Origin of the sequence: Streptomyces aurantiaciflavus (assembly GCF_049808595.1) — a bacterium.
Classification (GTDB): domain Bacteria; phylum Actinomycetota; class Actinomycetes; order Streptomycetales; family Streptomycetaceae; genus Streptomyces.
The window spans coordinates 43,277-64,672 of record NZ_JBNCAQ010000028.1 but is presented as its reverse complement, the minus strand read 5'-3'; the positions used below and the strand labels follow the sequence as shown (position 1 = coordinate 64,672).

General features: G+C 71.9%; 17 protein-coding genes. 5 read left to right on the top strand and 12 right to left on the bottom strand.

Features of this window, described 5'->3' with window-relative positions; translation table 11 throughout:
- Positions 1–47 precede the first annotated feature (47 nt).
- Positions 48–1,667, bottom strand: a complete 1,620-nt coding sequence (locus tag ACPT94_RS29405) for a diaminobutyrate--2-oxoglutarate transaminase family protein (RefSeq protein WP_360343674.1) — start codon at positions 1,665–1,667, stop codon at positions 48–50.
- 1,045 nt (positions 1,668–2,712) lie between these two features.
- Between ACPT94_RS29405 and ACPT94_RS29400 the strand changes: the two genes are divergently transcribed.
- Complete coding sequence (locus tag ACPT94_RS29400; RefSeq protein WP_425247217.1) at positions 2,713–3,936, top strand: trypsin-like serine peptidase; 1,224 nt, start codon at positions 2,713–2,715, stop codon at positions 3,934–3,936.
- Positions 3,937–4,158: 222 nt separating this feature from the next.
- Here the strand turns inward: ACPT94_RS29400 and hflX are convergent, their stop codons facing one another.
- From hflX to miaA, 6 genes are all read right to left on the bottom strand, one after another.
- Entirely contained in the window at positions 4,159–5,652 is a 1,494-nt protein-coding gene (hflX, locus tag ACPT94_RS29395) for a GTPase HflX (RefSeq protein WP_360343527.1), read from the bottom strand.
- Between the two features lie 134 nt (positions 5,653–5,786).
- Entirely contained in the window at positions 5,787–7,307 is a 1,521-nt protein-coding gene (locus ACPT94_RS29390) for a M1 family metallopeptidase (RefSeq protein WP_360343524.1), read from the bottom strand.
- A gap of 570 nt (positions 7,308–7,877) precedes the next feature.
- The gene (locus tag ACPT94_RS29385) at positions 7,878–10,100 is read right to left on the bottom strand and encodes a RelA/SpoT family protein (RefSeq protein ID WP_360343521.1); all 2,223 of its coding nucleotides are present in this window, start codon (positions 10,098–10,100) and stop codon (positions 7,878–7,880) included.
- 300 nt (positions 10,101–10,400) lie between these two features.
- The gene (dapF, locus tag ACPT94_RS29380; protein WP_360343518.1) at positions 10,401–11,270 is read right to left on the bottom strand and encodes a diaminopimelate epimerase; all 870 of its coding nucleotides are present in this window, start codon (positions 11,268–11,270) and stop codon (positions 10,401–10,403) included.
- Positions 11,271–11,649: 379 nt separating this feature from the next.
- A complete protein-coding gene (locus ACPT94_RS29375; RefSeq protein ID WP_360343671.1) occupies positions 11,650–12,159 on the bottom strand; it encodes a hypothetical protein in 510 nt (169 codons plus the stop codon).
- 108 nt (positions 12,160–12,267) lie between these two features.
- Positions 12,268–13,206, bottom strand: a complete 939-nt coding sequence (gene miaA / locus ACPT94_RS29370; RefSeq protein WP_360343515.1) for a tRNA (adenosine(37)-N6)-dimethylallyltransferase MiaA — start codon at positions 13,204–13,206, stop codon at positions 12,268–12,270.
- A gap of 183 nt (positions 13,207–13,389) precedes the next feature.
- Here miaA and ACPT94_RS29365 point away from each other — a divergent pair, with 183 nt between their 5' ends.
- Both ACPT94_RS29365 and ACPT94_RS29360 read left to right on the top strand, forming a co-directional pair.
- On the top strand, positions 13,390–13,704 hold the full coding sequence (locus tag ACPT94_RS29365; RefSeq protein ID WP_360343512.1) for a hypothetical protein: 315 nt from the start codon (positions 13,390–13,392) through the stop codon (positions 13,702–13,704).
- A 24-nt stretch (positions 13,705–13,728) separates the two neighbouring features.
- Positions 13,729–13,998: an antitoxin gene (locus tag ACPT94_RS29360; RefSeq protein WP_360343509.1), complete on the top strand. Its 270-nt coding sequence runs from the start codon at positions 13,729–13,731 to the stop codon at positions 13,996–13,998.
- A gap of 235 nt (positions 13,999–14,233) precedes the next feature.
- On the opposite strand, the gene ACPT94_RS29355 is transcribed toward ACPT94_RS29360, so the two are convergent.
- The 4 genes from ACPT94_RS29355 to ACPT94_RS29340 form a co-directional block, all read right to left on the bottom strand.
- Entirely contained in the window at positions 14,234–14,947 is a 714-nt protein-coding gene (locus ACPT94_RS29355; RefSeq protein ID WP_360343506.1) for a class III extradiol dioxygenase subunit B-like domain-containing protein, read from the bottom strand.
- A gap of 124 nt (positions 14,948–15,071) precedes the next feature.
- Complete coding sequence (gene miaB / locus ACPT94_RS29350; RefSeq protein WP_360343503.1) at positions 15,072–16,592, bottom strand: tRNA (N6-isopentenyl adenosine(37)-C2)-methylthiotransferase MiaB; 1,521 nt, start codon at positions 16,590–16,592, stop codon at positions 15,072–15,074.
- A gap of 205 nt (positions 16,593–16,797) precedes the next feature.
- Positions 16,798–17,487: a response regulator gene (locus ACPT94_RS29345; protein WP_360343500.1), complete on the bottom strand. Its 690-nt coding sequence runs from the start codon at positions 17,485–17,487 to the stop codon at positions 16,798–16,800.
- The gene (locus ACPT94_RS29340) at positions 17,484–18,545 is read right to left on the bottom strand and encodes a sensor histidine kinase (protein ID WP_360343497.1); all 1,062 of its coding nucleotides are present in this window, start codon (positions 18,543–18,545) and stop codon (positions 17,484–17,486) included. Before ACPT94_RS29340 ends, ACPT94_RS29345 begins: the two co-directional genes overlap by 4 nt.
- Before the next feature lie 395 nt (positions 18,546–18,940).
- On the opposite strand from ACPT94_RS29340, the gene ACPT94_RS29335 reads away from it, so the two are divergent.
- Positions 18,941–19,426 carry a cation:proton antiporter regulatory subunit gene (locus ACPT94_RS29335; RefSeq protein ID WP_360343494.1) on the top strand — a complete coding sequence of 162 codons (486 nt, stop codon included), beginning with the start codon at positions 18,941–18,943 and terminating at the stop codon, positions 19,424–19,426.
- 4 nt (positions 19,427–19,430) lie between these two features.
- Positions 19,431–20,654: a cation:proton antiporter gene (locus ACPT94_RS29330; RefSeq protein WP_360343491.1), complete on the top strand. Its 1,224-nt coding sequence runs from the start codon at positions 19,431–19,433 to the stop codon at positions 20,652–20,654.
- 242 nt (positions 20,655–20,896) lie between these two features.
- On the opposite strand, the gene ACPT94_RS29325 is transcribed toward ACPT94_RS29330, so the two are convergent.
- Positions 20,897–21,304: a pyrophosphohydrolase domain-containing protein gene (locus ACPT94_RS29325; RefSeq protein ID WP_360343488.1), complete on the bottom strand. Its 408-nt coding sequence runs from the start codon at positions 21,302–21,304 to the stop codon at positions 20,897–20,899.
- Positions 21,305–21,396: the final 92 nt, after the last annotated feature.

Sequence of the window (21,396 nt, the reverse complement as noted above, 5' to 3'; positions counted from 1 at the left end):
CCGGTGACAGTGGCGTAGGCGTGAGGTTTGCGGGTCTGTCGCCCGGGTCAACCCGTGTCCTGGGCACCGGTCCCGTGCCGCAAGGGTGGCCCGTTCGTCTGTTGCGGCGGGTTGGGCTGACCGTGATCGGCCTGCTCCACGCGGCCGGTGTGGGCGCGGGCCACCGCCGCCATCGCGTCCGCCAGCCGGTCGAGTACCGCGGTTGCCTGCTCGTCTGTGATCGTCAAGGGCGGCAGCAGACGTACGACGCTGGCGTGGCGTCCGCCGAGTTCGACGATCAGGCCGCGCCTCAGGCACTCCTGCTGGACGGCGACGGCCACGCCGGGGGCGGCGGGGTGGGCACGACACGCGGCGTCCACCGGGGTGCGCATCACGTGTGTCGGAGGGTGAAGCCCCGACGAGTCAGCGCCAGCCGGACCATGCTCCTGACCGGGGCGGGCCGACAAGGCGGCCATGCCCTGCTCAGGCGCCCCCGGCAGGTTGGCCCCGTCCCCCTGGGTGGGCCCGAGCGCGGCCTCTGCCTCAGCCCGCTCCCACAAGCTTCCCTCGCTCCCACCTGCCCACCCGGGCCCGCTGTCCCCGCATGTCCCCTCGGGGTCCACCATCTCGATCCCGATCATCAGTCCCCGCCCCCTCACATTCCCCATGCACGGGAATTCCCGGGCGAGTTGCCGGAGTTGGCCGAGCATGCGGGCACCCAGGGTGGCCGCGCGGTCGGCGAGGCCATTGGCGCGAACGTAGGCGAGGGTGGCCGTGCCGGCGGCCATGGCGAGTTGGTTGCCGCGGAACGTGCCCGCGTGGGCGCCGGGTTCCCAGATGTCGAGGTCGTCGCGGTAGACGATGACGGCCAGGGGCAGGCTGCCGCCGATGGCCTTGGAGAGGACCATGACGTCGGGGGTGACCCCGCTGTGCTCCACCGCCCAGAAGGCGCCGGTCCGGCCGACACCCGTCTGGACCTCGTCGGCGATCAGCGGGATGGACCGGTCGGCCGTGATCTGCCTCATGCGCCGCATCCAGGCATCCGGCGCGGGAATCACACCGCCCTCGCCCTGGACGGGTTCGAGGATCATCCCGGCCGGGGGGCGCACGCCGGATTTGGGATCGTCGAGGACGGACTCCGTCCAGCGGGCCGCGAGTTCGGCACCGCGCTCGCCGCCGACGCCGAACGGGCAACGATAGTCCTGCGGGTAGGGCAGTCGCGTCACCCGTACGTCGAAGGCTCCGCCGGAGGCTGCGAGGGATCCGGCGGTCATGCCGTGGTACGCACCGGTGAAGGCCAGGACTCCCGTGCGGCCGGTGGCGGCCCGGACCAGCTTGAGCGCGGCCTCCACCGCATCGGTACCGGCCGGTCCGCAGAACTGCACGCGTGCGCGGTCGGCAAGCCCCGGCGGCAGAGTGCGGAACAGCTCGGTGATGAACGCGTCCTTGACGGGGGTGGCCAGGTCGAGGACGTGCAGGGGGGCGCCGGAGTCGAGGACCTTGCGGATGGCTTCCAGCACGACAGGATGGTTGTGGCCGAGCGCCAGGGTGCCGGCGCCCGAGAGACAGTCGAGGTAGCGGCGGCCGTCAGCGCCCTCGATGGTCAGTCCGCGGGCTCGTACGGGCACGATCGGCAGGGCGCGCGCATAGGTGCGCGCCGCCGACTCGCGCGCCGACTGCCTCCGCAGGATGCCCTCGTGTGCCGGACGTCCACCCGTCGGGGCCGCGACGGCTGGGGCGGCCGCCTCGCCGACAGCGCCTCCGGCCTCGGGTCCCCCGGCGAGGGGGCTCCCACTGGCGGAAGCCTCAGCTGCCGGTGTTCCGGCCACGGCCGTTCCGGCGACCGGCGTCCCACCAGGGGATTTGTCGACAGAGAAAACCTCAACGGCGACTGTCTCAACGGCAGACGCCCTGGTCGAGGACGGCCCGTCGGTCGAGGACGGCCTGTCCGAAGGCGATCCGGTGACGGAAGCCCCGTCGGCAGACGCCTCGCCGACCGGCTCACCCACGGCATCCACCCCCACAACAGCCACTCCGACGGCGGAAAAAACGCCGGGGGCCGTCACCCCAGCGGCAGGACCCCAGTCGGCGGAAGTCCCGGCGATGCCCGCCTCCATGGCAGCGCCCCCACCACCAGTGCGCCCCGAAGGCGCCTCCTCCGGCACAGGTTCGGTCACGGCTCGCTGTCCTCCCGCTGTCCAGAGGCGAGTTGGTGCATCGCGGAACACGGGGCAGCCGGCGTCGGATCCGTCGGCCTCGAAGCAACGGCGTCTCCCGCACCCTTGGTGGTTTCCGCGCGGAGGGCCGCACGCGGGCGGCAGGCTCCACGGCTACCAACACCGGACGGTCCGGCGGGTTACGGGTTGCCTCGAGATCATCACCATGGCCGAACCTTTGCCGCTCCGGTCCGGCCCCAGGTGGAAAGGCATGGGAGGTCCACTGCTCGCCTGAGTTCTCACCAGTGCAACCGCACGTCGCCCGCAGCATGGGGCGATCGTGCGCGCCGGTGGCGGGCGCGGCGCGGAACAGCAGCTCTGGGATATGAGCCAGATGGGACAGCCCGTAGCGAAACCGTTGCCGCCCCAGCGGGAGTCCCCCACGGCGAGCGCATATCGTGTGATGCCGTTCCACAAGGCCATGAGACCCGCGTGAACAGGGCGTGATTTCGCCATGAGTTCTGCGGCGGGGAACGGCCACCGCTCGAAGTTCGTTGACAGCAGGGGGATTCAGACCATGCGATCCATACGGCCGTCGTTCATCGCTCGACGAGGGAGGAACGCCCGCCGCACAACCTCCCCTGTGCTGGGCGCCGTTGCCCTCGCGTCGGTGCTCGTTCTCACCGCGACCGCCTGCGACTCGGGCGACGCCGAGGCGGACGGCAAGGCCACCGCGTCCGCCTCGGCCGACGACGGCGGAAAGATCACGATCCCGGACGACATCAAGGACCGGCTCAAGGAGCACGGGATCGACCTGGACAAGTGGAAGAACGGCGCCTGGAAGAACTGGGACAAGGACGACTGGCTGCGTGAGGCGCAGGACTACATCAACCCGATCATCAAGGGCCTGTGGGACCCGGACCGGATGCGTGAGGCCGAGGACCCGGACCGGGGTGTCGACGACAGCGACCTCTCCGATGACCAGGGCGTGACCGACCCGACGCCGGAGGCGGTGAACGCGGCGGCCGTGCCGCCCACGTATCACGCCAACGCTCCCGAGGCGGGCAAGGTGTTCTTCGACTCCCCCGAGGGCACCATGGTCTGCTCGGCGACGGTCGTACAGGACCCGGCCCACCCCGGGAAGTCCAACTTGGTGTGGACGGCGGGCCACTGCGTGCACGCCGGCAAGAACGGCGGCTGGTACCGCAACATCGCGTTCGTGCCGTCGTACAACGACGCGGGCAAGTCGGCCCAGGAGTTGCAGACGGCCACCAAGGAGGAGGCCGCGCCGTACGGGGTCTGGTGGGGTGACTGGGCGCAGACCTCGGACCAGTGGATCAAGCAGGGTGGCCAGACGGGCGGTGACGGTGCGTCGTACGACTTCGCCGTCATTCATGTGACGCCCGAGGAGGGCGGTTCCGGCAAGTCGCTGGAGGAGACCGTCGGTTCGGCGCTCCCGGTGGACTTCGCGGCGCCGGCCGTGACGAAGGTGAAGAGCATCACCGCGACGGGTTATCCGGCGGCGGCGCCGTACGACGGACAGAAGCTGTACCAGTGCCAGGACAAGCCGGGGCGGCTCTCGCTCAACGCCACGGACCCGACGATGTACCGCATCGGCTGCACGATGACCGGCGGTTCGTCCGGCGGTGGCTGGGTGGCGACGGGCTCGGACGGCAAGCCGGCGCTGGTGTCCAACACCTCGATCGGCCCGGTGGACGCGGGCTGGCTCGCGGGACCACGGCTGGGTGAGGTGGCCAAGGGCGTGTACGACTCCGTGAGCAAGAAGTTCGCCGGTCAGTGATCCCAGGCGGTGGGGGGGTGTCGCAGGGAACCTTCACCACCCCACCGCCGTTCGCCCGAATTCCCCGGTCATAATCCGATCCATAGCGGGGTGTTTGCCTCCGGCGATCTCCCGCGGAGGTGTCGGCGCCGTCTCACAAGCGCATGACATCCACAGGTCCCCGACACGTGCCGAAGGCCCGCCCTCCGCGACTAGCAGGGGACGGGCCTTCGTGCGGGTATGTCAGGCCAGCGATGCCGGAACGTACGGCGCCAGGTCGGCCGCGAGTTCCTCGTGCACCCGCGCCTTCAGCAGGGTGCCCTCCGCCGTGTGCTCCGCGGAGATCACCTCGCCCTCGGTGTGGGCACGGGCGACCAGCTTGCCGTGCGTGTACGGCACGAGCGCCTCGATCTCGACCGACGGACGGGGCAGCTCGTCGTCGATGAGCGCAAGCAGCTCCTCAATGCCCTGGCCGGTGCGGGCCGAGACCGCGATGGAACGCTTCTCGATCCGCATGAGCCGCTGGAGCGTCAGCGGGTCGGCCGCGTCCGCCTTGTTGATCACGACGATCTCGGGCACGTCGGTGGCGCCGACGTCCCGGACCACCTCGCGCACGGCGGCCAGCTGCTCCTCCGGGTTCGGGTGCGAGCCGTCCACCACATGGAGGATCAGGTCGGACTCGCCGACCTCCTCCATGGTGGAGCGGAACGCCTCGACCAGGTGGTGCGGCAGGTGCCGTACGAAGCCGACGGTGTCCGCCAGCGTGTACAGGCGGCCGCTCGGGGTCTCGGCGCGGCGCACGGTCGGGTCGAGGGTCGCGAACAGTGCGTTCTCGACGAGCACGCCCGCGCCCGTGAGGCGGTTGAGCAGCGAGGACTTGCCGGCGTTGGTGTAGCCCGCGATCGCCACGGACGGCACCTTGTGGCGCTTGCGCTCCTGCCGCTTGATCTCGCGGCCGGTCTTCATCTCCGCGATCTCACGGCGCATCTTCGCCATCTTCTCGCGGATCCGACGCCGGTCCGTCTCGATCTTGGTCTCACCGGGACCACGGGTGGCGAGGCCGCCGCCCTTGCCGCCGCCCATCTGACGGGACAGCGACTGACCCCAGCCTCGCAGCCTCGGCAGCATGTACTGCATCTGCGCGAGCGCGACCTGCGCCTTGCCCTCTCGGGACTTGGCGTGCTGGGCGAAGATGTCGAGGATCAGGGCCGTACGGTCGATGACCTTGACCTTGACGACGTCCTCAAGGTGGATCAGCTGGCCAGGGCTGAGTTCACCGTCGCAGATGACGGTGTCCGCGCCCGTCTCGAGGACGATGTCGCGCAGCTCGTCGGCCTTGCCGGAGCCGATGTAGGTGGCCGCGTCGGGCTTGTCACGGCGCTGGATCACGCCGTCGAGCACCAGCGCGCCCGCCGTCTCCGCGAGGGCGGCGAGCTCCGCGAGGGAGTTCTCCGCGTCCTGGACGGTCCCCGAGGTCCAGACTCCGACGAGCACGACCCGCTCCAGGCGGAGCTGACGGTACTCGACCTCGGTGACGTCCTCGAGCTCGGTGGAGAGGCCCGCGACGCGACGCAGGGCCGCGCGCTCGGAGCGGTCGAACTGGTCGCCGTCCCGCTCTCCGTCGATCTCGTGGCTCCAGGCGACGTCCTCTTCCATCAGGGCATCGGCCCGAAGACCCTCGGGGTAGGCGTGCGCCAAGCGCTTGGTGTCCTGGGAAGGGGAAGAAGAGGAGGTCATTGGGTCCTTACGTCGTTGGGGATGCCGATTCGGCGGTCACTGTGGACAACGCACGAGTACCCCGGGAGATTCCCGCGTCCCGTGCTGCGCCGACCTGACGATGGTCGCACGGTACGGCCCGTCTCGTCACCGCCTTATTTCCGGGCCCGGGCAGCGGGCGCGGCCGGCTTCCAGGCAGGGTGTCCTGGCATCGCCGGGGTCTTCTCGCCGTACAGCCATTCCCTGAAGAAGACTCCGAGGTCGCGTCCCGACATCTGCTCGGCGAGGCTCTGGAAGTCGGCGGTGGTCGCCGTCGAATCCCTGTGGACACGCACCCAGGAGCTCTCGAGCTGCGCGAACGCCGACTCGCCGATCTCCTGGCGCAGGGCGTACAGCACGAGGGCCGCGCCGTCGTACACGTTCGGGCGGAAGATGCCGATCTTCTGGCCGGGGTCGGGCGGCTTCGGAGCCGCGGGCGGGCCGCCGGCCGCGCGCCAGCGGTCGGAGGCTTCGTAGGCGGCCTTCATGCGCTTTTCCAGACTGTGGTCGGCCTTCTCCTCCGCGTACAGGGCCTCGTACCAGCTGGCGTGCCCCTCGCTGAGCCACAGGTCGGACCAGCTGCGCGGGCTGACGCTGTTGCCGAACCACTGGTGAGCCAGCTCGTGCACCATGATCGACTCGACGTACCACTTGGGGTATGAGGACCCGGTGAACAAGCCTCTCTCGAAGAGAGAGAGGGTCTGCGTCTCGAGTTCGAAGCCCGTGGTGACGTCGGCCATGAGCAGGCCGTACGTCTCGAAGGGGTAAGGGCCGACCTTGTTCTCCATCCAGGTGATCTGGTCGGGGGTCTTCTTCAGCCACGGTTCGAGGACACGGCGGTCCCGGGTGGGCACGACGTCCCGAAGGGGCAGTCCGTGCGGACCCTCGCGGTGCAGGACGGTGGAGCGGCCGATCGACACCTGGGTGAGCTCGGTGGCCATGGGGTGCTCGGTGCGGTACGTCCAGGTGGTCGTGCGGCCGACGGGGGTGACGCCGCTCGCCAGCCCGTTGGCGACCGCCGTGTAGCCCTGGGGTGCGGTGACCCGGATGGTGAACATCGCCTTGTCGGAGGGGTGATCGTTGCACGGGAACACCCGGTGGGCGGCGTCGGCCTGGTTGGCCATGGCGAGACCGTCCGCGGTCCGCACCCAGCCGCCGTCGCGCTCCTTGGTACTCACCGGGTCGCTGGTGTGGCGCACGGTGATGCGCATCCTCTCGCCCTGGAGGAGCACGTCCTGTGGCGTGATCACCAGGTCCTCGCCGGCACTGGCGAAGGCTGCAGGCTCGCCGTCGACCTCCACGGACTCGACCTTGCCATGGGCGAAGTCGAGGTTGATCCGGTCCAGAGCGGTCGTCGTCAAGCCGTCGATGGTGGTGACCGCCTGGAGTGGCCTGCTGTTGTTCCCGGAGTAGGTGAAGGACAGGTCGTACGCCTCCACGTCGTACCCGGGGTTGCCCAGGTACGGGAAGAGGCGGTCGCCGACACCGAGCGGGCTCGCCGGGGCGCTCGCGGCGACGAGGCAGACAGAGACAGCCGAGGCGAGGAGGGCGGACCTGAGGCGGTGGGAGCGGGCGGTCCGGGGCCGGGCGATGTCGGTGCCGTGGCGACTGGCGTGGGCGCGAGGGGTGAGCAGCATGCACCACCGCTACCAGCGCCCGCGCACACCTCAGCGCCGACGCGCGACCGGCCCACTCGAACGGGTTGCGCACGCGCGCGTGGGGTGCGGTGACTGGAGGAGCGGGCCCAGCGGTGCGCGCCGGCGGGCGGCTGGGCGGCTGGGCGGCTGGGCGGCTGGGCGGCTGGGCGGCTGGGCCGAGAGTACGGCGCGCAGGGAGTGGGAGGAGGCGCGAGCCAGGGTTGGGGGCGCGCGCTCCCACTGGGGGCGCGATCGGGCGGCGTGCGCTCCCGCTGGGGGCGCGATAGTGGGGCGCGCACTCCCGCTGGGAGCGCGATCAGAGGGCGTGCACTCCTGCTGGAGGCGCGCGGGCGCCTCCGGGCGCGGGGCGTGAACGGCGCGCGTTCCCCGAGGGGGGTCTGCGCCCGGAGCGTCGGCAGATGAATCGTCCGCCGGCGTGCGATCCAGGGCATGCGCTCCCGACCGCTGCGTGCCCCTGTCAGGCGGACCAATCAGCACCGGCGTACGCCACCGGCTCCTACGTGGAGCCGTGCGCCGGTCAATGCCGGACGCGGCCCCCCGAGCGCCACCTCACGAAGCCGGGGCGTGATGTTGTGCCCGGCTCACGTCGTACACGCCGGGCACGTTGCGCATGGCGCGCATCAGGGCGGGCAGGTGGGCCGCGTCGGGGAGTTGGAGGGTGTACGTGTGGCGTACGCGTTGCTGGCTGGGCGGTTCGACGGTCGCGGAGACGATCTCGGCGCCCTCCAGGGCGATCGCCTCGGTGAGGTCGGCGAGCAGATGGGGGCGGCCGAACGATTCCGCGACCAGGGTGACCCGGCACTCGGTGGTGTCTCCCCAGCGCACGTCGACCTGCGCGCGCCCGGCGTTCGTCATGCGCGTCACGGCGGCGCATTCCACCCGGTGCACGGTCACCACTCCCCCGCGCACGGCGAAACCGATGACCTCGTCGGACGGCACCGGCGTGCAGCACCCGGCGAGCCGGACGCTCGCCCCGGGACGGTCCACGACGGTGAGGGCGGCGCCGGGACGTGAGGCGGGCCCCTCGGAGACAGGGCGGACGGAGACGCCTCCAGCGGCTTCCGCTGCCTCGGTCTCGTCGGCGTTCGCGCCTCCCTCATGGTCCGTGGTGTCAGCGGAGGCGCCGGTGCCGGACGCGGCAGCCGGACCGTCCGTTCCCGGATGTGCGGTCAGCCACCTCTGGATGGCGATGCGGGCGGCCGGTGTGTGGGCGTGCTCCAGCCACTCTCTGGACGGCTCGGAGGCCGGGTCCTGGCCCATGAGCAGCTGGACGGTGTCACCGTCCCGCAGAACCGTGCTCAGGGTCGCCAGGCGCCCGTTGACGCGGGCGCCGATGCAGGCGTGGGCGTCCTCCCCGTACTGCGCGTAGGCGGCGTCCACACAGGTGGCGCCCTCGGGCAGTCCCAGGGTGCCGCCGTCGGGACGGAAGACGGTGATCTCGCGGTCCTGAGCGAGGTCCTCGCGCAGGGTGGACCAGAAGGTGTCGGGGTCGGGCGCGGCCTCCTGCCAGTCGAGGAGGCGGGAGAGCCAGCCGGGGCGGGTGGGGTCGACGCGCTCCCCGTCGGCGTTGCTTCCCTCTGTCTGCCCGCTTTCGCCGCTCTGCTCCTCCGAAGGAGGAGCGTAGGGATTGCCGAGCGCGATGACGCCGGCCTCGGCGACCTTGTGCATCTGGTGCGTACGGATGAGGACTTCGACGACCTGGCCGTCCTCGCGGGCGACGGCGGTGTGCAGCGACTGGTACAGGTTGAACTTGGGGACGGCGATGAAGTCCTTGAACTCCGAGACGACCGGCGTCATACAGGTGTGCAGTTCGCCGAGGACCGCGTAACAGTCGGCGTCCTCGTTGACGAGGACGAGCAGGCGGCCGAAGTCGGAGCCGCGCAGCCGGCCGCGTTTGCGGGACACGCGGTGGACGGAGACGAAGTGCCGTGGCCGGATGAGGACTTCGGCCTGGATGTCGGCGTCCCGCAGGACCGTGCGCATGGCGTCGGCGAACTCGGCGAGCGGGTCGTCCACCCGGGCGGCGTTGTCGGCGATCAGCTCGCGGGTGTGCTCGTACTCCTCGGGGTGGAGGATCGCGAAGACGAGGTCTTCCAGCTCGGTCTTGAGTGCCTGGACGCCGAGGCGTTCGGCGAGCGGGATGAGGACGTCCCGGGTCACTTTGGCGATGCGCGCCTGTTTCTCGGGGCGCATCACGCCGAGGGTGCGCATGTTGTGCAGCCGGTCGGCGAGTTTGATCGACATCACGCGGACGTCGTTGCCGGTGGCGACGAGCATCTTGCGGAAGGTCTCGGGTTCGGCGGCGGCGCCGTAGTCGACCTTCTCCAACTTGGTGACGCCATCGACGAGATAGCGCACCTCCTCGCCGAACTCCTCGCCGACCTGATGGAGGGTCACGTCGGTGTCCTCCACGGTGTCGTGGAGCAGAGAGGCCGTCAAGGTCGTGGTCTCGGCGCCGAGTTCGGCGAGGATGAGCGTCACGGCGAGCGGGTGCGTGATGTACGGCTCGCCGCTCTTGCGCATCTGGCCGCGGTGCGAGGACTCGGCGAGCACGTAGGCGCGGCGCAGCGGTTCGAGGTCGGCGTCGGGGTGGTGGGCGCGGTGGGCCTCGACCACATGGCCGATCGCGTCGGGCAGCCGGCCGCGTGAGGTGGGGCCGAGCAGCGCGGCCCGGCCCAGGCGACGCAGGTCGATCCGGGGGCGGCTGCGCCTGCGGGACGTTGCAGGCGCTACCGGGCCTGGGGTCGCGGGGTTCGTGGCCTCCGCACTCATGGGCACCTCCGGCTGCGTGGACCGGCGGACGGAGTGCCCCAGGGCGGACACGGCTCAGGGGGCTGCCAGCAATCCCCCGTCCGGGCCGGTGCTTGATGCTACCGAGCCCACCACGCCGGACTGACCGCCTCTCGCCGAGCGTGAAACGGATCACCCATTCGAGCGAGGGCGGAGAGGTTTACGGTTTTGCGCCGCCCGACCAGGGACCGATCTTGATTTCGAACTTCCGGCGGCGGCCCTGGTGGCACTCCCGTGCACCCCAGGGCCGCGTCGGCCTCCGAAGCCAAGCCGCCGCATCCGTCAGCGGGCGGCGGTTTCCAGCCACTCCGGATCGATCTCGCCCTCGGCGACGATCACCGCGGGTCCGGTCATCTCGATCTCGCCGTCGGGCCGCTCGGTGATGACGAGGCGTCCGCCGGGGACATCCACGGTGTAGGTGGCCGGCGTCCCGGTGACGGTCGGGTCGACGCCGTCCCGGCGCGCGGTCGCCACGGCGACGGCGCACGCGCCCGTGCCGCACGACCGGGTCTCGCCGGAACCGCGCTCGTGCACCCGCAGCGCGACGTGCCGCGGGCCCCGGTCGACGACGAACTCGACGTTGACCCCGTCCGGGTAGGCGGAGGCCGGGCTGAAGGGCGGCGGGGAGAACAGGTTGCCCGCGTGCGTGAGGTCGTCGACGAAGGCCACGGCGTGCGGGTTGCCCATGTTCACGTTCCGCGCGGGCCAGCTGCGCTCGCCGACGCTCACGGTGACGTCCCCTTCGGGGAGGCGCGCCCTGCCCATGCCGACGGTGACGTCACCGTTCTTGGCGAGGTGGACTCTCTTCACACCCGCGCGCGTGGCGACGGCGAGGTCGCCCTCGGTGACGAGCCCGGCGTGCTGGAGGTAGCGCGCGAAGACCCGGACGCCGTTGCCGCACATCTCCGCGATCGAGCCGTCGCCGTTGCGGTAGTCCATGAACCACTCCGCCTCGGCCGCCATCTCCTGGGCCTCGGGGTGGGCGGCGGACCGCACGACGTGCAGCAGCCCGTCGCCGCCGATGCCCGCGCGGCGGTCGCACAGGGCGGCGACGGCGGCCGGGGGGAGGTCGATGGCGTTCTCGGGGTCCGGGACGATCACGAAGTCGTTCTCGGTGCCGTGCCCCTTGAGGAAGGCGATCCGCGTGCTCATTCCTCGATCGTACGGGGTGGGTACGACACCGCGGCGCGCGTGGAGGGCCACACCTGCAAGCGGAGCCATGCGCGCACGCACGCGTGCGTGTCGCGCGGTGCACGCACGCGTGCCTGCAGCCCAGGACACGGCACACGCGCGTGGACGCCTCGTGGATGCTCCGCGGCCCAGGGACTGTCCGACACCTACCCGTCGCCCGCGGTCGGCCACTGCCTGGTCGATGTCTGCCGGGCCGGCCGGTGACGAGCCCGCCGTGGCCGCTTGGCCTGCGACAGCAAGGCGCCGAAGCGCCCTCACGACGGCGCCACGGGAGCGGTACTGCGACGGTCGGGCGTGCGTGCCAGGCGTCGCGGGCGGGCGGGGCTCTGCCGGACAGGCCCTAGCGGAGCCGGGCGACCCGCCACACGGCCAGGACCACCACCGCGGCGACCACGACGACGTACGCGAGGACCACACGCCAGTCGGGGCGGCGGCCGGAGCCGCGCTGGGGAAGGCCGGGCCACGTGTAACCAACGCGACGCGCGGCCATCATCCCCCACCCGGCGGCGCAGGAGCAGATCAGCAGCCCCAGCATGGCGATCACGGCTCCGCTGTCGCCGAAGTCGAAGGCCAGGGGGAACGCGAACATCAGGGAGCCGGTCGCGGCCAGGCCCACGATGGGGGCGAGCTGCCAGATGCGCAGCCGCCGCTGGGGGCGCAGCTCGACCTCCACCTCGGGACCGCCCGCGAACATCTCCTCGGGCTCGGGCCCGTCGGCGGTCACGCCGTCCTGGGTGTCGTCGGCGTCCGGCCCGTCGGGGCTCAGACGGGCTCCCTCGGGCTCCGGCTCACCCAGCTCGGTGATCAGGTGCTCGGTGCCTTGTGCGGTGTCGCGAGGGCCGGCCTCCATCGCCACGCGCCCTCCCAACTCGGACTCATCTTGGTCGATCGAAGCTCGATGATGGCACGGGGGCGAACGCCCGGACGGCGGCCTGAGCGTCCCGATGCCATGACGTGATCAGGCTGTAACCGGTCGTTCGACCAATGCCAGCGCCAGCCGCGGAAGTTCCGTGAGATCCGCCGCGGCCCCACTCAACCAGTGCACCCGAGGGTCGCGCCTGAACCACGAATCCTGACGGCGCGCGAAGCGCTTGGTGGCACGGACGGTCTCCGCGCGCGCCTCGTCCAGCGTGCACTCACCGCTCAGAGCCGCGAGGACCTGCTGGTAGCCGAGCGCGCGCGAGGCCGTACGCCCCTCGCGCAGGCCTTGCGCCTCCAGCGCGCGCACCTCGTCCACGAGCCCCGCGTCCCACATCCGGTCGACACGGCGGGCGATGCGCTCGTCGAGTTCGGGGCGCGCGACGTCGACCCCGATCTGGACGGTGTCGTAGACCGAGTCGTGGCCCGGCAGGTTGGCCGTGAAGGGCTTGCCGGTGATCTCGATCACCTCGAGGGCGCGGACGATACGACGGCCGTTGCTGGGCAGGATCGCCTGCGCCGCCTCGGGGTCGGCGGCGGCCAGCCGGGCGTGCAGTGCGCCGGAGCCGCGCAGCGTGAGCTCCTCCTCGAGGCGCGCGCGGATCCCGGGGTCGGTGCCGGGGAACTCCAGGTTGTCGACCGCGCCGCGGACGTACAGTCCGGAGCCGCCGACCAGGATCGGCCAGCGGCCGTCGGCGAGCAGCGCGTCGATCCGGGCGCGGGCCAGCTTCTGGTACTCGGCGACGGAGGCGGTGACCGTGACGTCCCAGATGTCCAGGAGGTGGTGCGGGACGCCGCCGCGCTCCTCGGGCGTCAGCTTGGCGGTGCCGATGTCCATCCCTCGGTAGAGCTGCATGGAGTCGGCGTTGACGACCTCGCCGCCGAGCTGCTGGGCCAGGAAGACGCCCAGATCGGACTTTCCGGCCGCGGTCGGTCCGACGACGGCGATGACGTGGGGGGCGGGGGGTGCGCTGCTCACTGCACCAGTCTCGCAAACCTCGCAGCCCGCTCTCGAACGAGTTACGTGACGGGGCCGGTCCGGCGTCGTTGCCCGTTGCGAGATTCCCGTCGCCCGTTCGCAGGGGCGGCGCATCCCGGTGACGCAAACGGACGCACCGGGCAACGCGGGATTTCGCCCGCACGAGTACCGTATGGAGTTGATATGGGCGTTTTGGCGCGGCTTTTCCGGAGGTCGAAGGGCACGGAGAAGGCGACTGAGGAGGAGACGGTCACGGAGGAGACGACCGCGCGGGAGGCGGAGGCCACCGCCGAGGCGCCGGCCGGTACGACGGCGGACGGCGCCGAGTCGGAAGAGACCGCCGAGGACTCGCAGGTGCGGACGTCGGCCGGGACCGGCGGGGCCAGGGAGACGGCGGCGAAGACCGACGCCGCCACCACCGACGGCGTCGAGATCCCCCGGCAGCAGTCCGCCGAGGAGGCCGTCGACAGCGAGGCCGGCGAGAACGCCCGCACGTAGCGGACCCGCCAGGGAAGGTGACCCATGGGTCTTTTGCACAATCTCAAGTCCAGGTTCGCCCCGGCCAAGGGCAAGGTCTCGGATCTTGCGCACCGGCACGAGGACAAGATCCAGCACGGGATCGACAGGGCTGCCAAGGCCGTCGACAAGGGGACCAAGGGCAAGTACCACGACAAGATCCATACGGGCACCGACAAGGCCAAGGGCGCCATGGACCGGCTCGCGCACAAGGACGAGCCGAGGGCGGGCGGCGACACGTTCACGCCGCCGAACACACCCCCGCCCACCTCCTGAACAGCAGCCACAGCACGACGTCGATCGGCGGACGGCCGCGCAGCGGAAACGCTCGCGGCCGTCCGCCGTTCCGCGACGCCCGCGCCGCCGCGGACGCTGACGCACCCCCTCGGCCCTGACGTGACCGCCTTCGCCGGCCAGTACGAGGGCCGCCCTGGGAACGAAAGCGCCGCCCGGCACGGCACCACCACGACACCGCCCGGCGCTGCCGCATGATTGCAGCGCCGTCGGTCGCCTACGTCCAGGCCGCGACCACGTATCCGACGCCGTACGGCGCGTCCTCGTACAGCAGCGTGCCGGCCAGTCCGGCGCTCTCGGCCGCGCCCGCGAGCACCTGCCAGGGTGCCCGGCCGGCCGCCTTCAGCTCGCGCGCCAGCTCGGCGTCGAAGGCCTCGAGGGCCGCGATGTCCGCCGTGCCGAGCGCCCGGGCGACCTCCGCGTCGAAGGGTGCCGCGCGCTCGTCGAGATAGCCCGGTGCTTTCAGCGTCCGGCACGCGCTGGCGTCGCCCATCACCAGCAGCGCCACCCGGCCGGGCTGTGCGGCGATGTCCCGTCCGACCTCGACGCACCGCTCGGGCGCGAGCGGTTCCCCCACGCCGAGCCCCTCGACCGGGGCGGACCATCCGGCCCGTTCCAGCAGCCAGGCACCGACGGCGAGGGAGGGCGGCAGTTCCCGCTCGGACGCCGTGGCTCCGCCGCCTCTCCCGAGCCGTACGGCGACGTCGACGCCGAAGCCGCTGAACGAGCCGGGCGTGCCCTGCGCGTGCGTGCCCCGCCCGGGCTCGTCCGCGGGCCCGACGACCACGAGCCGGTCCGGCCGGGCGGCGGCGAGCACGCCCAGCGCGTCGGAGCAGGCGGCACGCGCGGCGTCCAGCTCGGGTGCGGCACCCGCGGCGACCTCGGGCACGAGCAGGGGCGGACAGGGACAGACTGCGGCGGCGACAAGCATGATCGGCAGGGTAGCCCCCGCCCGCGGTCAGTCCTCGACCAGCAGGTCCGTCAGGAGGTCCGTCGGGCCGATCGCCCCATGGTCCCCGCCGCGACGACCGGGATTCCCACCGCCACCGGACGGCTCAGTCGCAGCCGCAGCCGCTGCCCGTGGCCACCGGGAGCGGTGCCGGCACGCCGACCTTGGGCAGGCCGAGCATGACGCCGGCCGGCTCGGCCGCCTTCTCGGCGTTGCGCTTCTCCCAGGCGTCCCCCGCGCGCGTGCGGCGCACGTCCAGGACGGCTCCTTCGGCGAGGAGGTGGTGCGGGGCGGCGTAGGTGACCTCGACGGTCACCACGTCGCCGGGGCGGACCTCCTGCTCCGGCTTGGTGAAGTGGACCAGGCGGTTGTCGGGGGCGCGGCCGGAGAGGCGGTGGGTGGTGCCGTCCTTGCGGCCCTCGCCCTCGGCGACCATCAGCTCCAGGGTGCGACCGACCTGCTTCTTGTTCTCCTCCCAGGAGATCTCCTCCTGGAGGGCGACGAGACGCTCGTAGCGCGCCTGGACGACCTCCTTGGGGATCTGGTGGTCCATGGTCGCGGCCGGGGTGCCGGGCCGCTTGGAGTACTGGAAGGTGAACGCCTGGGCGAACCGTGCCTCGCGCACGACGTGCAGCGTCTGCTCGAAGTCCTCCTCGGTCTCGCCGGGGAAGCCCACGATGATGTCGGTGGTGATCGCCGCGTGCGGGATGGCGGCGCGGACCTTCTCGATGATCCCGAGGTAGCGCTCCTGCCGGTAGGAGCGGCGCATCGCCTTCAGGACCGTGTCCGAGCCGGACTGGAGCGGCATGTGCAGTTGGGGCATCACGTTCGGCGTCTCGGCCATGGCCGCGATCACGTCGTCGGTGAAGTCACGCGGGTGCGGTGAGGTGAAACGGACGCGCTCCAGGCCCTCGATCTTCCCGCAGGCGCGCAGGAGCTTGCTGAAGGCCTCGCGGTCGCCGATGTCGGAGCCGTACGCGTTGACGTTCTGGCCGAGCAGGGTGATCTCGGAGACGCCCTCGGCGACCAGGGCCTCGACCTCGGCGAGGATGTCGCCGGGGCGGCGGTCCTTCTCCTTGCCGCGCAGGGCGGGGACGATGCAGAAGGTGCAGGTGTTGTTGCAGCCGACCGAGATCGACACCCAGGCCGCGTACGCGCTCTCGCGGCGCGTCGGCAGTGTCGAGGGGAACGCCTCCAGCGACTCGGCGATCTCGACCTGCGCCTCTTCCTGCACGCGCGCGCGTTCCAGCAGGACCGGCAGCTTGCCGATGTTGTGGGTGCCGAAGACGACGTCCACCCAGGGCGCCTTCTTCACGATGGTGTCGCGGTCCTTCTGCGCCAGACAGCCGCCGACCGCGATCTGCATGCCGGGACGCCTGGCCTTCTTCGGGGCGAGGTGACCGAGGTTGCCGTACAGCTTGTTGTCGGCGTTCTCACGGACCGCGCAGGTGTTGAAGACGACGACGTCCGCGTCGCCGTCCGCCCCCTCCTGGGCGCGCACGTAGCCGGCCTCTTCGAGCAGCCCGGACAACCGCTCGGAATCGTGGACGTTCATCTGGCACCCGTAGGTGCGGATCTCATAGGTGCGATGGGCGCCCACGGGCTGGCTCCGGTCGATGCTGCTCATGCCATAAGGGTAGGCGGTAGCTCGGACAGCCCAGTCCTCGATGACCGAAGGGCCTCCGCCTCAGTGCCCGTCCGCCGCCCCCCACGCGCGCGTGCCGCCCGCGTCGCGCATGCGGCCGTAGGCGCGGGCGCAGCCGGTCAGGGCCCGCCCGGGGTCGCTCGCCTCGGCGGTGGGCAGACCGTCGTGACGGTTGCGGGGGCCGTGCTCAGGGATCGATGAGGCCGGCGCGGATGGCATAGCGGGTGAGTTCCAGCCGGTCGCGCATACCGAGCTTGTGCAGGAGGTTGGCGCGGTGCCGTTCGACCGTCTTCGCGCTGATGAAGAGCAGTGCGCCGATCTCCTTGGACGTGTGCCCTTCGGCGACGAGCTTGAGGATCTCCTCCTCGCGTTCGGTGATGGGCCGCTCGGGCAGACCGTCGATGCCGTCGCCGCGGTGGAGCCGTTCCAGGTACGAGCGGACGAGCGCCCGCTCCGCGCCCGGGTAGATGAACGGCTCGTCACGCACGACCGCCCGGCAGGCCTCGACGAGGTCGCGGTCGGCGACGGACTTCAGGACGTAGCCGCCGGCTCCGGCTTTGAGGGCCTCGAAGAAGTACTGCTCGTTGTCGTACATGGTGAGGATGAGGATGCGCAGCTCGGGGAGGCGGCGGGAGAGTTCCCTGGCCGCCTGCAGACCGGTCGTGCGGGGCATGGCCACGTCGAGGACGGCGAGATCGACGTCTCCGGCGAGGGCCCGCTCGACCGCCTCGGCGCCGTCCCCGGCCTCGGCGACCACCGTCAGATCGGGTTCGCCGTCCAGGATGAGCCGCACGCCCCGGCGTACCAGCGTGTGGTCGTCGGCGAGGAGGACGCGGATGGGCGGGGCGGGCGAGAGCGGGGGCGTGTCGGCACTCATCGACGGCCCCCGGATGCGGGCGAGCGGTGGCCGGGGACGGCGACTTCGCCCGCACGGGGGCCGGTGCCGGCATCGGTGCCGGTACCTCCTGCGGGAGGGGGACCGCTGCCGGCTCTCGTCCTCGTCCCGATCCGCAGCCGTACGTCCGTCCCGGCGCCGTCCGGGCCCGAGGTGAGGGTGAGCGTCGCTCCGATCAGCAGGGCCCGTTCGCGCATGCCGCGGATGCCGGCGCCCTCGGCCGCCGCCGGGCCCAGGCCGCTGCCGTTGTCCCGGACGAGAAGTTCGACGCCGTCGGGGACCGGGTGGAGGCGGAGTTCGGCGCGGTCGGCGCCGGCGTGCCGGGCGGTGTTGGTGAGGGCTTCCTGGGCGACGCGGTAGAGCACGAGTTCGGTCTCCTCGGTCAGCGGGTGCGGCCCGGCCCGCAGTTCATGCCGGACCGTCAGTCCGTGGGTGGTGAACTCGGCCGCGAGGGAGCGCAGGGCGCTGAGCAGGCCGAGTTCGTCGAGGACGCCGGGGCGCAGACGGCGGGCGATGCGGCGGATCTCGTCGAGGCCCGCGCGGGTGGCCTCCTGTGCCTGGCCCACCTCCTCGCGAAGGTCGTCGGTGGCACGGTCGGCGACGCGCTTGAGCTGAAGGAGCACGGCGGTCAGGGTCTGGCCGACCTCGTCGTGGAGTTCGCGGGCGATGCGGTGACGTTCGCGTTCCTGAGCGGACAGGGCCCGGGCGGCGCTGGCAGCGCGTTCGGCCTCCAGCCGGTCGAGCATGGCGTTGTACGTCGTGATGAGCTCGGCCGTCTCCACCGGTCCGGCGACGACCGCACGGGCCCCGGGGTGCAGCAGGTCGGCGTCCGCCATGGCCCGGCCGAGGCGGCCGAGCGGGGCGAGTCCGACGCGCAGCACGACCGCGTTCACGCCGAGCAGCGCGGCCAGGCCCGCCACGACGACGAGCGCCTCGGCCGGAAGGACGGGTGTGGAGACGGTGACCGGCCCGAGGAGCAGCGCGGCGGCCGCGATCAGGCCGACGGCGTTGAGGGCGAAGATCCGCCAGAACAGCGACACGTGCGCCACTCCTCCTCCCCTGCTCCTCGCCGCCGGCCGGTTCCTCGTCCATGGCACCGCCGTGACCAGCCTTTCCGTCCGGCGCCGGCCCTGTCCATCCGTCACGACACCCATGTCGCCACCGTACGGGGGGATGGCAGCATGGCCACTCCGTGCGCAGGTGACCGGCGGTCGGGCCGGCCGCCGGGCGAGCCCTGCCCGGCCACCGGGCGAGCGCCTGGGCGCCCGTCGGCCGAGGCCTGCACGACCGCAGGACGGGAACTTGCACCACTGCCGGTGCCTGCACCACCACCGGCACCCGCACCGGAACCCGCACCATCACCCGGCCGCGCACCACCGCGCGAACGACCAGCGACGAACGACCAGCAGACGAACGACCAGCAAGGGGAAGAACCGTGTCCGCTCCACGCCTCCGGACGACACCGCTGCCAGGCATCGGCGTTCAGTACGACCTCGTGACGCGGGAGCACCGTCACCTGTCCGTGGTGGCGCACCGCGACGGCACCCGCACGGTGAGCGTGTACCGCGCCGACGATCCGGACTCGTGCGCCCAGTCCCTGCGGCTGACGGGCGCCGAGGCGGGCTCGCTGATCGACGCGCTGAAGCCGTCCCACCACAGCGCGAGCCTGCTGTACACCACGGACCTGGGGCTGGTCGCCGAACGCGTCGAGGTGGCGGCGACCTCGCGGTGGAACGGGCGGCTGCTCGGCGAGACCCGGATGCGCACGGAGACCGGCGCCTCGATCGTGGCGGTGCTGCGGCGGGCCGAGGCGATTCCGTCCCCGGCGCCGGATTTCCGGCTCGCGGGCGGGGACACCCTCATCGTCATCGGCACCCGCGAGGGTGTGGACGCGGCCGCGGCGATACTCGGACGGGAGTGAGCGCGTGCACTCCTCCGCCGTCCTGCTGATCGAGTTCGGTTCCATCATCCTGGGCCTCGGCCTGCTCGGCCGGTTCGCGGCCCGTTTCCAGTTCTCGCCCATCCCGCTGTACCTGCTGGCCGGTCTGGCCTTCGGCGAGGGCGGGCTGTTGCCCCTCGGCGCGAGCGAGGAGTTCGTCGCCATCGGCGCCGAGATCGGCGTCATCCTGCTGCTGCTGATGCTCGGCCTGGAGTACACGGCGAGCGATCTGGTCTCCAACCTCAAGGCGCACTACCCGTCGGGGCTCGTGGACTGCGCTCTCAACGCCCTGCCGGGCGCGGCCGCCGCGCTGTTGCTCGGCTGGGGGCCGGTGGCGGCCGTGGTGCTGGCGGGCGTCACCTGGATCTCGTCGTCCGGGGTGATCGCCAAGGTCCTGGGCGATCTGGGCCGGGTCGGCAACCGCGAGACCCCGGTGATCCTCAGCGTCCTCGTGCTGGAGGACCTGGCCATGGCGGTCTACCTGCCGATCGTCACCGCTCTGGTGGCCGGGGTCGGGCTGGCGGCCGGCAGCGTGACTCTCGCGGTCGCGCTGGGTGTCGCCGGGCTCGTGCTGTTCGCGGCGGTGCGCTACGGCCGGGTCATCTCCCGTTTCGTGTCGAGCGACGATCCGGAGAAGCTGCTGCTCGTGGTCCTGGGGCTGACGATCCTGGTCGCCGGTGTGGCGCAGCAGCTGCAGGTGTCGGCGGCGGTGGGCGCGTTCCTGGTGGGCATCGCGCTCTCCGGGGAGGTCGCCGAGGGCGCGCACACCCTGCTGAGCCCGTTGCGGGACCTGTTCGCCGCCGTCTTCTTCGTGTTCTTCGGGCTGCACACCGACCCGGCGAGCATTCCTCCCGTTCTGCTGCCCGCCCTCGCGCTGGCCGCCGTCACCGCCGCCACGAAGATCGCCACCGGGTACTGGGCGGCCCGGCGCGCCGGGATCTCCGTCAAGGGCCGCTGGCGCGCGGGCGGAGCGCTGGTGGCGCGCGGGGAGTTCTCGATCGTCATCGCCGGGCTGGCGGTGACCGCCGGTATCGAGCCGTCCCTGGGCCCGCTGGCGACGGCGTACGTCCTGATCCTCGTCGTCCTGGGACCGCTCACCGCGCGCTACACGGAACCGCTGGCGACGCGGTGGATGCGTCGTGGGGAGGCACGCCGGAGCATGGCGGAGCAGGTCTCCGAGACGCGGACGGAGACGCCTGTGGGTGACTGAGGCGGGGGACCGCAGGGCACGCCCCACCGCAGGGTGCGCCCTCTCGCCGCCTGACGCCGGCCACGTCATCTCGCCGCCTGACGCCGGCCACGTCATCTCGCCGCATGAAGCCGGCAACGTCATGGCGTACGTCACACCATGCCGATGCCCTGCGTCGCACTGGAGCCTGGCCGAATCGTGGAGCCCCGGTAACGCGCCATGGCAGCCCGGACGTCGGGCTGCACGGCCCCCTTCCGTAGACCTCAGGCCGCGCCGCCGGGCACCCACCCCTGGCGGCGCAGCACCGCCGACACGTCCGGAGCCTCGTAGTGCTCGCCCTTGAGGACCTTGCCGTCGGCGCGGCGGGCGATCTCGCCGTCCGGGCCCAGCTTGGTCATGTTGGAGCGGTGGATCTCGGCTATCACCGCGTCGAGGTCGATCCCGTGCACCAGGGCCGTGCCGTAGGCGACGTAGACGACATCGGCCAGCTCGTGCGCGAGCCGGTCCAGTGGGCCGCTCACCGACACCTCGGCGACCTCGGCGGCCTCCTCGGCGAGCAGCTCACCGCGGTGCGCGGCGAGGCGGGGCGACACCTCCGTCGGCGCACTGCGGACGTCGAGCCCGAAGGCGAGGTGGAATGCACGGACCAGGTCGGCGGGCGAGGAACTCATGCACCGACTGTAACGACGGCCACTGACACCACCCCCGATCGGCGGACGCCCGCTCCCGCGGTCGTCCTGTGAGCCCCGCCCTGGTCAGCCCC

Bases quoted from the DNA above. Each gene is read 5' to 3' on its own strand.
- ACPT94_RS29400 (WP_425247217.1), top strand. From the start codon at position 2,713: ATGCGATCCATACGGCCGTCGTTCATCGCTCGACGAGGGAGGAACGCC.
- hflX (WP_360343527.1), bottom strand. From the start codon at position 5,652: ATGACCTCCTCTTCTTCCCCTTCCCAGGACACCAAGCGCTTGGCGCAC.
- ACPT94_RS29390 (WP_360343524.1), bottom strand. From the start codon at position 7,307: ATGCTGCTCACCCCTCGCGCCCACGCCAGTCGCCACGGCACCGACATC.
- ACPT94_RS29385 (WP_360343521.1), bottom strand. From the start codon at position 10,100: ATGAGTGCGGAGGCCACGAACCCCGCGACCCCAGGCCCGGTAGCGCCT.
- dapF (WP_360343518.1), bottom strand. From the start codon at position 11,270: ATGAGCACGCGGATCGCCTTCCTCAAGGGGCACGGCACCGAGAACGAC.
- ACPT94_RS29375 (WP_360343671.1), bottom strand. From the start codon at position 12,159: ATGGAGGCCGGCCCTCGCGACACCGCACAAGGCACCGAGCACCTGATC.
- ACPT94_RS29365 (WP_360343512.1), top strand. From the start codon at position 13,390: ATGGGCGTTTTGGCGCGGCTTTTCCGGAGGTCGAAGGGCACGGAGAAG.
- ACPT94_RS29360 (WP_360343509.1), top strand. From the start codon at position 13,729: ATGGGTCTTTTGCACAATCTCAAGTCCAGGTTCGCCCCGGCCAAGGGC.
- ACPT94_RS29355 (WP_360343506.1), bottom strand. From the start codon at position 14,947: ATGCTTGTCGCCGCCGCAGTCTGTCCCTGTCCGCCCCTGCTCGTGCCC.
- miaB (WP_360343503.1), bottom strand. From the start codon at position 16,592: ATGAGCAGCATCGACCGGAGCCAGCCCGTGGGCGCCCATCGCACCTAT.
- ACPT94_RS29345 (WP_360343500.1), bottom strand. From the start codon at position 17,487: ATGAGTGCCGACACGCCCCCGCTCTCGCCCGCCCCGCCCATCCGCGTC.
- ACPT94_RS29325 (WP_360343488.1), bottom strand. From the start codon at position 21,304: ATGAGTTCCTCGCCCGCCGACCTGGTCCGTGCATTCCACCTCGCCTTC.